The organism is Paenibacillus diazotrophicus, from assembly GCF_042610465.1.
This window is the reverse complement of the sequence record NZ_JBGJZN010000001.1, coordinates 746,775-759,285: the sequence shown is the minus strand read 5'-3', so window position 1 is coordinate 759,285 and position 12,511 is coordinate 746,775. Positions and strand designations below refer to the sequence as shown.

The 12,511-nt window shown below is 46.5% G+C and carries 11 protein-coding genes; 6 read left to right on the top strand and 5 right to left on the bottom strand.

All coding sequences use genetic code 11. From position 1 onward, the window contains the following. Positions 1 to 72: 72 nt before the first annotated feature. Genes ACAN54_RS03400 through ACAN54_RS03390 form a run of 3 tightly spaced genes read right to left on the bottom strand, consistent with a single transcriptional unit; the run spans position 73 to position 1,886 of the window. The gene (locus ACAN54_RS03400; RefSeq protein ID WP_379152548.1) at positions 73 to 663 is read right to left on the bottom strand and encodes a ferric reductase-like transmembrane domain-containing protein; all 591 of its coding nucleotides are present in this window, start codon (positions 661 to 663) and stop codon (positions 73 to 75) included. Further along, positions 644 to 1,600, bottom strand: a complete 957-nt coding sequence (locus tag ACAN54_RS03395) for an FAD:protein FMN transferase (RefSeq protein WP_379152545.1) — start codon at positions 1,598 to 1,600, stop codon at positions 644 to 646. The genes ACAN54_RS03400 and ACAN54_RS03395 overlap by 20 nt, the downstream gene beginning before the upstream one ends. Positions 1,601 to 1,613: 13 nt before the next feature. After that, positions 1,614 to 1,886: a hypothetical protein gene (locus tag ACAN54_RS03390; protein WP_379152542.1), complete on the bottom strand. Its 273-nt coding sequence runs from the start codon at positions 1,884 to 1,886 to the stop codon at positions 1,614 to 1,616. Positions 1,887 to 2,038: 152 nt separating this feature from the next. On the opposite strand from ACAN54_RS03390, the gene ACAN54_RS03385 reads away from it, so the two are divergent. From ACAN54_RS03385 to ACAN54_RS03360, 6 genes are all read left to right on the top strand, one after another. Next, positions 2,039 to 2,713 carry a response regulator transcription factor gene (locus ACAN54_RS03385; protein ID WP_379152539.1) on the top strand — a complete coding sequence of 225 codons (675 nt, stop codon included), beginning with the start codon at positions 2,039 to 2,041 and terminating at the stop codon, positions 2,711 to 2,713. 64 nt (positions 2,714 to 2,777) lie between these two features. Continuing rightward, positions 2,778 to 4,052 carry an ATP-binding protein gene (locus ACAN54_RS03380; RefSeq protein WP_379152536.1) on the top strand — a complete coding sequence of 425 codons (1,275 nt, stop codon included), beginning with the start codon at positions 2,778 to 2,780 and terminating at the stop codon, positions 4,050 to 4,052. A gap of 154 nt (positions 4,053 to 4,206) precedes the next feature. Then, entirely contained in the window at positions 4,207 to 4,527 is a 321-nt protein-coding gene (locus ACAN54_RS03375; RefSeq protein WP_379152533.1) for a hypothetical protein, read from the top strand. 185 nt (positions 4,528 to 4,712) lie between these two features. Next, positions 4,713 to 6,380 carry a spore germination protein gene (locus ACAN54_RS03370; protein ID WP_379152530.1) on the top strand — a complete coding sequence of 556 codons (1,668 nt, stop codon included), beginning with the start codon at positions 4,713 to 4,715 and terminating at the stop codon, positions 6,378 to 6,380. 26 nt (positions 6,381 to 6,406) lie between these two features. Continuing rightward, positions 6,407 to 7,510 carry a GerAB/ArcD/ProY family transporter gene (locus ACAN54_RS03365; protein ID WP_379152527.1) on the top strand — a complete coding sequence of 368 codons (1,104 nt, stop codon included), beginning with the start codon at positions 6,407 to 6,409 and terminating at the stop codon, positions 7,508 to 7,510. Beyond that, a complete protein-coding gene (locus tag ACAN54_RS03360) occupies positions 7,503 to 8,702 on the top strand; it encodes a Ger(x)C family spore germination protein (RefSeq protein WP_379152524.1) in 1,200 nt (399 codons plus the stop codon). The genes ACAN54_RS03365 and ACAN54_RS03360 overlap by 8 nt, the downstream gene beginning before the upstream one ends. 138 nt (positions 8,703 to 8,840) lie before the next feature. Here ACAN54_RS03360 and ACAN54_RS03355 read toward each other — a convergent pair whose 3' ends face one another. Both ACAN54_RS03355 and ACAN54_RS03350 read right to left on the bottom strand, forming a co-directional pair. Further along, the gene (locus ACAN54_RS03355; protein ID WP_379152521.1) at positions 8,841 to 10,499 is read right to left on the bottom strand and encodes a cellulase family glycosylhydrolase; all 1,659 of its coding nucleotides are present in this window, start codon (positions 10,497 to 10,499) and stop codon (positions 8,841 to 8,843) included. 183 nt (positions 10,500 to 10,682) lie between these two features. Then, positions 10,683 to 12,350, bottom strand: coding sequence for a ribonuclease J (locus tag ACAN54_RS03350; RefSeq protein ID WP_379152517.1), 1,668 nt, complete (start codon positions 12,348 to 12,350; stop codon positions 10,683 to 10,685). Positions 12,351 to 12,511: the final 161 nt, after the last annotated feature.

The following is a 12,511-nucleotide window of genomic DNA, read 5'->3' as shown; positions in this document are numbered from 1 at the left end:
TAGCGCGAGCCATGGTCATGAGGACAATCTGCATCCTTGTTGTTTCCGCAAAGTGTTCCTGCTTCGTTTCATTTACGATAATCTTCTTGCTACTGAGACCAAGCGTTTCGCCTGAATTTGCCGGCCAACATAGATTCGTCGGACTACCAATCCGGCTATCGTCAATCCTGTCAGCATATACATAACCTGAATTCCGGGTTCTCTGGTATCGGACCCAAGCATGATTCCGTGAAGAAGAGCCATAACGAACATCGGTAAAGCCAAAAAGTGAATAGCCCGCCATAGTTTTTTTCCAATGGTACGAATCATATCTGAGCTGATTAGGATCAATAGGAGCATATAGAAGGAAAGGGTTCCAAGTCCGGTCCACAGCGGTTCATGATGGGATGCGAAAGGAATGGCAAGTTCAAAGAGCGAATATCCTACATTTTGATCATAAGTAAGCACTAGTCCATGTACAAGACCGAATAGCAGGCCGAACCAGCCTGTCCACTGATGGATAAGATTCAGCTGCACGCGCCGCTGGCCTTTCACCCACGGCTCGCCTTGTAGCAGACCTGCAGTAACGGCTAAGAACAGAAGCAGATAGGAAGTGAAACCGGCAGCTCTTACTGTAGTCCACACCGATAGGTGCTCCGCAAGACTATTTAGCCACTGTTGCATGGACACCGCCTCCTTGTTGTTTGGCTAGAATACATTCGATTACTCCTATCGGAATTACCGTCCCGTCTGCCTTGACGGCAATAGCCGCACAATCGGGATAATTCTTCTCCAGCCAAGGGATACCTTGTTCCGTGCCCAGAATAAGCAAGCATTTGGCGTACACCTCTGCTTGTACAAGCGTTGGGCAGATTGCTGTGACCTGGACCAGATCCGAAGCGCTGGACTGCAATGTACGCGGATCCATAATATGATGCCGTGTGCTCCCGTCTGCATGGATCCAGCTTCGCTTTATGCTGCTGCTTGTGGCAATACCCGCCCCTGTTCTTATGCGAATAGCTGCAAGGTCATCCCCTGGAATGAAGGGTGAGGCTACGTCAATGATCCGTATAGCATCTCCCCACAGGATCACATCACCGCCGGCGTCGATCACTCCGCTCTCAATACCTTGTTGCTGCAGCTTTAGGGAGAACTTCTCCGCACTCCAGCCTTTGGCAATTCCCCCCAGATCAACGGAATAGCCGGGAGAGAGAAGAACTGTATCCGGATTGCGGTTAAGCCGCATTATAGAACTGGGTATGGAACTAATCCCAGGTTCAGCTTCAGACAATGTACTTTCTTCCTCAGTCAACTTACTACTGCTTATCTGCTCAAAGCTTACCCGGTAGCCCGCCGAAGCCAGAATGTTACCCATAAAGGGGTTGAACAAACCTCCAGTCTCTGTATAATATTTATCCGCTTCGTTCAGAACTTCGAACAGGAGCGGCGAGACTGTTACTGGCTTTCCCGGTGATTGGTTCAGCCGCATTAGGCCGCTATCCAGGTTGAACCGGCTGAGCTCCATTTCAACGAAATGAAACCAGCGTTCCGCTTGTTCATCTATATCTGCAGTCAGCCCGTGTGTATGAAAGCTAGTATTCATTGCTTTGAAATGGCTCATGCTGCTTCCCCCTTTATGATGCCTGAGTTCGTATTCTTCCTTCGCCCCGGCTATCCTCTGAACCTGTGCTGCCCGAAAATCCGGATCCGAAATCCCCGCGCCGCTGTCTTGGTCCATCCGCTGTAGAATCCCTGTTTGGTTCCTGAGCTTGTTCATAGCCTGAAGATATGGCAAGAGAGGAATCACTTTGTGCGGCTTCTGAATGATTGATATACCCAATAAAGCCGGTAAACAGGACAGCGCCTGTCACTCCAATTAACCATTTAATCAAGTTTTGCTTTTTCATTGTGATTTACCTCATTTCCTTGTTGTAATGTATTCACAGATTAATTCAAGTTGGTGAAAATATGGTGAAAGTAACAGACGGTAAATTTCATTTTAATTTCATCATCAAATGCTATGATTTAATCAGCACATCGATAAGAGGAGAAAAGACAGATGAGAATATTGCTGGCTGAAGACGATCTGCGTCTGGGTGAACTGATTGCCCATATGCTTAAGAAAAAAGCTGAATGTGATGTGGAATGGGTAACCACCGGAGAAGATGCATACATTTACGCTTCAGGAATGGTCTATGATCTGTTGATTCTGGACTGGATGATGCCGGGCGGGGATGGAGTGAGTATCTGCCGCCGGTTAAGAAGTGAAGGTTATATGGGTGCTATGCTGATGCTAACGGCCAAAGACAGTCTGCTCGATAAAATAACAGGTCTTGATGCCGGGGCTGACGATTATTTAATCAAGCCTTTCGAAATTGAAGAGCTGCTTGCACGCATACGGGCGCTACAGCGGCGGAATTTCGCGCCTATTCTGGAGCAAGAGATACGAATCGGGGATATCCGCCTTAACCGGAATGCCCAGAGTGTACGGCTCGGCAACACTGAGATTCAGCTAACGCCGCGTGAATTCCAACTACTGGATCTGCTCGCGCAGAATATAGGTATTGTGCTGACCCGTGATGTTATTTTTGACCGGATCTGGGGGCTTGACGCTGATGTCGGACCCAAAACCATCGATGCGACAGTGAAGCTATTACGCAAGAAACTTTCCGGTATTACAGGAGACAACTGGATCCAGAGCATAAGGGGGGTCGGGTATAAAATTGATAAATAGACCACGAGGATCTACAGATCTTCTCAAACAGACGCAGCGAAAGCTCACCATTCAGTACAGCGCCGTGCTGATTACCTTTCTGATTTTATTTATTGTGACCCTTTATGGACTGTTACACTATCTGTTAATCAATCAGCAAAAACAGCAGCTGGAATCTTGGCTGAATGACCGGGTGAATTCGATGCATGAATATGGTGTGCACGGTTTGAACAGGAACGGGAACAGTCCAGAGGATTGGTTAAGGAAGAACCCCAATGAATCCGGTGAAATTACCGGTATTCTGGCAGACCTTGAGGGGAAACTCATCACTGCGAATCTTCCGTATTCTCGGAGCTTCAGTGAATTGAGTGGGGATTTGGAAGGCTTGATTCCTGATTCAAAAGAGACCATCTATCGCACTATCCGTTATTCGGAAGCAGATACAGCCAATCACCAAGGATCAGGAGAACTTCTCGTTGCTGGCAAAACAATATTCCATGAGGGAAAAGCAGCAGGTATTCTCTACGCCGTCAAAGACACCTCCGCACAGCTTCGGCTGTTTCAGTGGCTAATTGTAATTCTGTTTGCAGTTGCAATACTATTCTTCGGATTGGCGATATTTCTCAGTTATTCGATGTCCAAAAAAGCAATGATTCCGGTAAGGCGGTCTTTTGCCAGACAACAGGAATTCGTCGGGGATGCGTCCCATGAGTTGAGAACACCGCTTAGCGTAATGCTGTCCTCGATCGATGCACTGGAGATGGAGGGAGTAGGCGATGATCAGCCATTCGCCCGTAAAGTACTAGAGAACATGAGGGATGAAGCCAAAAGAATGATCCGGTTATCCGACGGACTGCTCACCTTGGCACGCTCTGACTCCGATGCAGCTGTGGTACAGAAATCATCCTATAATGTTACCGAATGTGCCGGCCAGATTGTGCGATCTTTAGAAGCTCTTGCCAGCGAAAGAAGAATAATGCTCCACTTCAGTGCCGGAGAAGAAATAATGATCAATGCCGATAAAGAGAGACTATCTCAGTTATTCGTCATTCTGCTGGATAATGCGATTAAGTATACACCGGAAGGTGGTAAGGTGGAGCTTAGGCTGTTCCGTACTGAAGGACGAGCCCATATGCTTGGTATTGAAGTAAAAGATAATGGAATCGGAATTGATGCCCGTGACCTGTCCCGCCTATTCGAACGATTCTACCGGGTGGATAAGTCAAGAACCCGTGAGCTTGGCGGCTATGGAATCGGCTTGTCAATTGCCAAGTGGATTGTGGAAGCACATGCTGGCTCCATCCATGTGGACAGTATTCCTGGTGAAGGCAGCACCTTCACGGTGCTACTTCCCTTATAGGAAGACACAGATATTCCTTTGCGAAAGCTAAGACTGGTCAGTTTACCCTGGAGTATGTTCCTTTTCATAGTGCGATTAGATCTTGCGGTTTATCATACAGGTATAGAATAAAAGGTAGGTGAGACTCATGTTGGAACATTGTTCACCCTCTGAAATGAGGATATTAAAGCAGAAGCACACCGAACTATTTCCGCAAGCTAGGATGCTTGTGAACTCCTGGGACCCTGTTGGATTCATTGGAAGTAGAGCACCTTCAGATGAATATGATTGCATCACCTTGCATCTCTTAGAGTTGCTTGAACAGGGTAAGCAGACAGATCAGATCTATGAATTCATCATCCAAGAGCTCTATGATCATTTTGGGATGGGGTTGAACTCGGTCAAGGAAGAACACATAGGGGCTTACATCAAGAAACACAAGGACTTCAGTTCAAATCTAAAAGCTTGGTACAAAGAGGTTTCCCTACACTCCTAAGATAAAATCCCTCCAATTTACTACCATCTCAGCCATCCTAATTCAAGCAAACATAACCCTCATTTCTCCAAGGAGAATGAGGGTTATTTGTTTATGACTAAATTTTACTGTTATTTGGCACACTTAAAAGACTACACGCTTAAATAGGACTGTGCCTAAAAATTATAATTAAGGGAATGAGCTGAATGTGGTCGAGTATTATTTCCTTCATTCCTGGCTGGGCTGTTTTTGTGCAAGCTGCAATTACACTGATTTGTCCACTGGGAATCTATTTTGTATACAGAAAACTGTACGCATTCGTAGGCAGCGGAAGAGGTCCTCAACTCAACCAGGGACATTCATCCACACTGACCAAAGGCAATAAGCCTCCGGGCAGCATACTCAGTGGAGATTACAGCACCGATCTGGCTTCGATTAAGGATCGTATAGGTATGAACAGTGATGTTCATTTTCGGGAGTTCCTGGTAGGCGGGTATGACCTAAAGGCAGCACTTGTCTTTGTTGAAGGCATGCAGGATGAAGCAATGATCAACAAGCAGGTACTGGAGCCGTTGATGTCTGGCACTATGGAGAATCACGGGGTACCGCATGTCCCTCAGAGACCGGTCACTCTATCTGCTCTTAAAGAACGTCTGCTTCCACTATCGGAAATTAATGAAGTGAATGAATTGGAGAAGCTGCAGGAATTCATTCTCTTTGGTTACACTGCTCTGATCATAGACGGGATTGACGCTGGGATTCTAGTCGGGATACCTCATGGTTCGATCCGGGCAATTACTGAACCGACGTCAGAAGGACTCCTCCGGGGGCCCAGAATCGCCTTTTCCGAGGTGCTGAGTGAGAATACCTCCATTCTCCGGCGTCAAGGCTTGAATAAAAATCTGGAGATGAAGCTTTATGAGGTTGGAAGCCAAGTCAAACGAAAGTTAGTCATCGCTTACATCAAGGATATTGTCAATCCTGATTTGCTGGAAGAGGTAACAAATAGGGTCTCAAAGATCAATATGGACTTCCTGGCCGAATCCGGATATGTGGAACAATTAATCGAGGATAACTATTTAAGTCCGTTTCAGCAGACGCAGAATACGGAACGTCCCGATCGGGTCATAACTTCTTTACTGGAGGGAAGAATAGGGATTTTGCTGGATGGTACCCCGTTTGCTCTTATTGTTCCTGTGACCTTCAGTATGCTTCTGCAATCCCCAGAGGATTATTATGAGCGCTGGCTCCCGGGAACACTGCTCCGTATGCTCAGATTCTTCTCAGCATTTATGGCCCTGCTGGCACCGGCACTCTACATTTCCTTTATCTCATTCCATCCTGGACTAATCCCAACGGAGCTAGTCATCAGTATTATTGAGACCCGGCAAGGCGTTCCATTCCCGTCTCTTATCGAGGTGCTCATTCTCGAAATATCTATTGAGATCCTTCGTGAAGCAGGGATACGGCTACCTAAACCGATCGGACCGGCAATGGGTATCGTGGGGGGTCTAGTAATTGGCGATGCCGCGGTACAGGCGGGAATTGTAAGCCCATTTCTGGTTATCGTAGTAGCGGTCACAGCCATATCGTCTTTCTCTATCCCCATGTACAGCGCAGGGATTACATTACGTATTTTGCGGTTCGTTGGCATGCTGTTTGCAGCTATGTTGGGGATGTACGGTACGATCCTGTTTATCATGCTAATCCTCATTCATCTAACTAAGCTTACGAGCTTTGGAGTGCCTTACGTAACTCCTTTTTCACCAATCCGGTTAAGCGATTGGAAGGATCTCTACATCCGTGCACCCATGTCTTTAATGAAGCGAAGACCTGAAATGATGAAGCCGCAAAAGAAAAAACGACGCTCTTAACCTGAACCCAGAATGGAGGAATACAGGTGTTTAAACGTTCTGATCAGAAAATCACCGCTACACAGGCTGCTATATTCTTGACGAACACGGTTCTGGGTGCGGGAATATTGACCTTGCCGAGGTCTGTTCTAGAGACCGTTAAAACACCGGATGCATGGATTTCTGTTCTGCTGGGCGGAGGAATTGTCATGCTGGTCATCTTGTTGATGGTTAAGCTCAGTCAGCAATTTCCCGGCAAGACCATATACCAATATTCCAGACAAATCGCAGGGAGGATCCCGGGGAGTTGTCTGTCTATCCTTCTTATTATTTACTTTGTCATTATCGCAGGCTTTGAGATTCGCGTATTTGCCGAGATCACCTTGTTTTTCTTACTTGAAGGCACTCCCATTTGGGCAATTGTGATCCCGTTTATCTGGGTGGGCGGATATCTGGTGTTTGGTGGAATTAATGCGATTGCCAGAGTATACCAGATTCTTTTTCCAGTCAGCCTTTTTGTACTTCTGTTATGTTATTTCTTAAGTGTAAAACTTTTTGACATCAATCATCTGCGTCCGCTGCTGGGCGACGGTGTACTCCCGGTAATCAAAGGCTTGAAATCCACGATTTTGGTGTTTACAGGCGGCGAGGTTGTAATGACGTTGGTTGCATATATGCAGCACCCGAAGCAAGCCGTCAAAGCTATGATAAGCGGAATCTCGGTTCCCCTGGCACTATACCTGTTGACTGTTGTTATGTCTATAGGCGGGTTGTCGATAGATTCCGTAGTCACAAGTACCTGGCCAACCATTGACTTAATCCGCAGCTTTGAAGTTTCAGGGTTCTTCTTTGAACGCATGGAATTTCCGCTGCTTGTGATCTGGATGATGCAAATGTTCTGCAATTTCTGCAGCTTTTTCTTCAATGCTTCGCTTGGAATCTCCCAGATATTCAATGTTAAGCTTGCTCCGATTATTTTCGGATTGATGCCGCTCATTTTTCTTACAACCATGATTCCTGTCCGGATTAACGATGTTTTTGCGCTTGGTGATGCTATCGGTATTATGGGAATCGTAATGTTTATATTGATTCCTTGTTTACTGTCAGTCGTTTGGATAATCAGAAGGAAAGGGCTGAAGCAGAATGTATAAGTCCAGATACCTGCTCACGTTCCTGGCATGCGTTCTTCTGCTAACACAAGCCGGGTGCTGGAGCAGCAAAGAAATTGAAGATTTGAGTCTGTATACTGCCATCGCGTTGGATACCGGTAAACTAAGTTCAGCAGAACAGAGTCTGGAGGAAAAGGGTGGAGGCTACTATAAACAGAATACCATCACAGTCACGGTTGAAATCGCCCCGAAAAAGTCAAATGGCTCTTCGGGTAAATCTAACAAATCAAGTTCCGACAGCCCGAAATATGTTAATATGTCGGAGACTGGAGACTCTGTATTGGAGATCTTGCGACAGTTCGCTACTCGTCTGGACCGCCCGCTGATAGGGCATCATCTGAAAGTCTTTATTATTTCCAAGGAGCTGTTACAACAGCAGAAGATAGAGGATTTAATGGATTTTATGCTTAGGGATAATGATATTCGGCCTAGCACCCTAATTTATTTAAGTGAAGGACGGGCTGCAGACACTCTCGTATCGAAATTCGCAGATGACATACCCGCTTTTCACCTCAAACAAATGGTTGGTAACCGTTTTCGAACCAGTAAAATCATGAAAGGTGTCATTATATCCGAATTAGATGCTCTAATGTATGCCAAGCAAAGTTTTGTATTACAGAATATTGCAGAAGCGGACAGGGATTTGGAGTTTTCGGGAGGAGGGATTATTAAGGGGGACACCGGCAAGTGGATCGGGAGTCTGAACCAGCAGGATGTGGAGAGCATCGCATGGATTAAGGGGGAAGTCGAGGGAGGGACGATCAAGGCATATAATCAGGACCATAAACCTATAACCTATGAGATCAAATCAGCAGACTCTAAAGTGTCCGTAAAGCTGAACAAGGAACAACAGCCAGCATTTCACGTGAGCATAGAATCCGAAGGAAGATTAATTGAAAAATGGGGGAAGGGAAAGGTTTCCACTAATAAGGATTATCTTGAAAATGTTCAGCGGATTTTTGAAGAGAGGCTGAATTCTATGATTCAGTCACTAATGCAAAAAATGCAGTCGGAATACAAAGTAGAGGTTGCCGGATTCGGGAATCGGCTCAGTATTGAGAAACCTCAGGTGTGGAAAAAGCTGAAAGACCATTGGGATGAAGCATTTTGCCGGATTCCAGTTACCTTTGATGTGAAGATGAAAATTACTGATTATGGGTCTTTCATGGAATAGAATTTAATACAGCTGAACACCACCTAACCGGGTGGCGTGCACTTAAACAAGGTGTCCGTTCATTGATGTATACGGACACCTTGCCGTATTTTCATTCGGTTATGATTTCACAATATATAAGTCTGCATTTTAAGGTCTTTAAGGTTCAATCCCATAAATCAGCTTTCCTTTATGATAGACTGTAATATGATTATTTGCTGTATAGCTGGTCAGGGCTGGTGCGAATGAGTAATCCCCCGCCTGATTGTAATTCGACCAATCATTTTTATGAATGCGGAATTGAATGTCACCGGTTGTGCCGGATGCTGCAAGAGAGCCTGCGCTAGCTGTAAAACTGATCTCCGCATAGGTGTCTGCACCGGTCAATGGCTGCATGAGAGGAACGATCGTCGTAATCAGCTTTTCTTTTCCAATTGCCGCATAATCAAACTCCAGGGTTTGTGGGGTACTTCCATCACTTGTATACCAGTAACGTACCGATAGTTCGTTTAGGGGAATAGAGGTGCTTGACTCATTCCTCAGCTGTAGGCTCGCCCTGATTGAGTTAACAGCAGTCCCTGTTTCACCCACACGATAAAGTGATGTGGCTTGCAGGTCACCCGGAAGCGGTTCCTCTCCTGGACCGCCAGGCACAGTAGGAAAGGTAACCGGCTTCATGATAGGGTTCAGCATGGTTTGCTTGGGCTCATTCCATGAGGTCCAGTCATCCTGTAATAGTCCCCCGGTATCTCCGCTGTTAGGATTAAGACTCCAGTAGGTCCAGTAGAGATTATTCTTCCCGATGTAGCTTACGAGCGCATTTTGCCATTTTCCTTCTACGGTGAGGGTATCTACACTGCGCCCGCCAAATTCGCCTGTAAGAATTGGAGCTATTTGTTCCTTGCTGATATATCCCCAGGTATCATCCCATAGCTTAGGCAAGTTATCCGGGAAGCTGGCAGCGCTGAACCAAGGCTGTGAAGCTACGCCCGGCCCGTAATCATGTGGAGAATAGACTACCCGGTTCGGCAAGGTAAGCACAACTGGATGATTCCGCACACCTGTCAGGTTGCCGCCCCACCAGTAGCTTGTAGAGTTACCCTGAACGTTGGTTTCGATGCCTTCGACTATGATCAGCCAGTTCGGATTCGCGTTAAGAATTGCATTTCCTGCGCGCTCACTGGCAAGCTGCCAGTCGGTAGCAAGATTCCCGGTGCCCCAGCTTGCCGTGCCGTGCGGCTCATTGTGCAGATCTGCCCCAATGACCGTGGGGTTATTCGCGTAACGCTCAGCCAGCATGATCCAGTCACTGATCCAGCGGGTTTCGGGATAGGCTGCAGTGTACCACAGCGCCGATTGTCCTCCTGAATCCGGGCGGTGGCGGTCCAGGAAGATGCGAATGCCGCGGGTTCCCGCTTTTTCAATCAGCTTATCCATGACTTGAATCGGCTTTAGACCCACTAGGTCTGGATTTTTGGCATAATCGATACTGTTGACAGCAGAACCAGCATCAAACATTTGGTTACAGTAGGGGAGGCGGATCAAGTTATAGCCTTTTGCCTTGATTTGGTCGAGTACATCGTCCATGGAACGTGACCACAAGCCATGTGGAGAATAATTTGAGGTTTCGAAGCCAAACCAATTGAGTCCGTTGAACACTGCAGGGTTGCCTGCGGAATCCACAATCCGGCTACCGGAAGTTTGATAATAGCCCTCTGCACTTTGAGCGTTCATCTTTTGGCCCGGATACGCATAGGCACCTGCCAGTAATACCAAAGCAACGAACAGCAAACCAAATTTCCTGAAACCAAACGACATTCATTTTCCTCCTCATAATGATTTCAAAGAAGTAATACTGTATAGCATACGATCGAATTGTAAACGTATTCGTATGGGCCAAGCTGCAAATATGTAGAAACAGCGACATCATTAATACATTCTTACTAATAAAAAAACCGCAGAAGGGACAAATAGTCCATCGTCTGCGGATATTTTTAATTTCTAGACTTCAATGATAATAGGCAGAATCATGGGTCTGCGTTTTGTTCGATCATATAGGAATTTACTCAATGCGCCTCTTATGGTCTCCTTGATGATGTTCCACTGTCCAAGGTCAGCATCATTCATCTTCTTCAAAGTAGCTGTTATGAGCTGATTGATCTCTTCCATCAGGGTATCAGAGTTGCGTACATATACAAAACCTCTAGAGATGGTATCTGGTTCATTCAGAATCCGTCCGTCATTTTGACTTAACGTAATGACTGTAATCAGAATTCCGTCGGCAGACAGCTGTCTGCGGTCGCGCAGCACTACATTGCCAATGTCGCCGATTCCCAGTCCATCCACGAAAATTTGTCCAGCGGTGATCCGTCCTGTTTGACGGACATCACCACCACTAGATTCGACAATATCCCCGTTTTTCACAATAAAGATATTTTCGCTCTTTACCCCAACGGCCTCAGCCAGTAGGCTGTGATGATGAAGCATCCGGTATTCCCCGTGAATCGGAATGAAATATTCAGGTTTCATCAAGGTCAGCATCAGTTTCAGTTCCTCCTGGCTGCCATGCCCCGAAACATGAAGCTCACTGCGTGATCCGTAGATTACCCGTGCACCCAGCATATACAAGTTGTCAACGATCCTGGACACGTTACGCTCATTGCCCGGAATCGGGCTTGCTGCGAGAAGGACAGTATCCCCGGCGCTAATCTCAAGCTGCCTGTGGCTGGAATTCGCGAGCCGGGATAATGCTGCCATAGGTTCACCTTGACTGCCGGTACATAATACAGCAATCTTATCACGTTCCATTTTGCCTGCGTCGGCCGTTTCGATCAGCATGCCTTCAGGGATGTTCAAATACCCCAATTCTTGAGCCACCCCTACCACATTGACCATACTTCTGCCCAGCAGGGCAAGCTTGCGTCCGGTATGCTCGGCTGCGTCTACAATCTGTTGCAAACGGTGCACGTTGGAAGCAAAGGTAGAGATGAAAATTCTATTCTCCGCGTTATGAAAGGCTTCCTCCAAATGCGCTCCTACCAGCCTTTCTGAAGGAGTGAATCCAGGCCGTTCTGCATTCGTACTCTCCGATAAAAGAAATTTAACCCCCTTTTCTCCAATAGCCGCCATTTTATGTATATCGGGATACTGCTTGTTGACAGGGGTCATATCGAACTTGAAGTCGCCGGTATGAACCACCGTTCCTTCTGGTGTATCGAAGACAATACCAAGGCAATCCGGAATACTGTGGTTTGTCCGGAAGAAGGTTGTGGTGATGGAACCAAAATTCAGCGTGGACTCCGTATCAATGCAATGCAGCTCAGTCTGGCGCAGGAGCCCATGCTCCTTCAGTTTTGTCTCAATTAAGCCGAGTGTCAGACGGGAAGCATACACCGGGATATTCAGTTGTTTGAGGAAATAAGGGATTCCCCCGATATGATCTTCATGTCCATGAGTAACCACCAATGCTCTGACTTTATCCAGATTACTGAGTAGATAGGTAATATCGGGGATGATAAGGTCGATGCCAAGTAGAGTCTCATCCGGGAATTTCGACCCGCAATCAATAACGATAATGTCTTCAGCGTATTGAAGAAGATACATGTTTTTGCCGATTTCATATACACCACCCAGCGCTGCAATCCACAGCCGATCGCCTGTCATTTTCATATTGAACCCTCCATAATTAGATACCGTGTAGTATGGATAATTCTGTGGGGGTTTATCCGGAGAGTTGTGAATTCCCAGGGTTCACAAGAGAATCTTAATGCAATCTTAATGCCTGCTCCAAAACCGTAATGTTATGCTGATTTGCCTCATGCTATACTTAC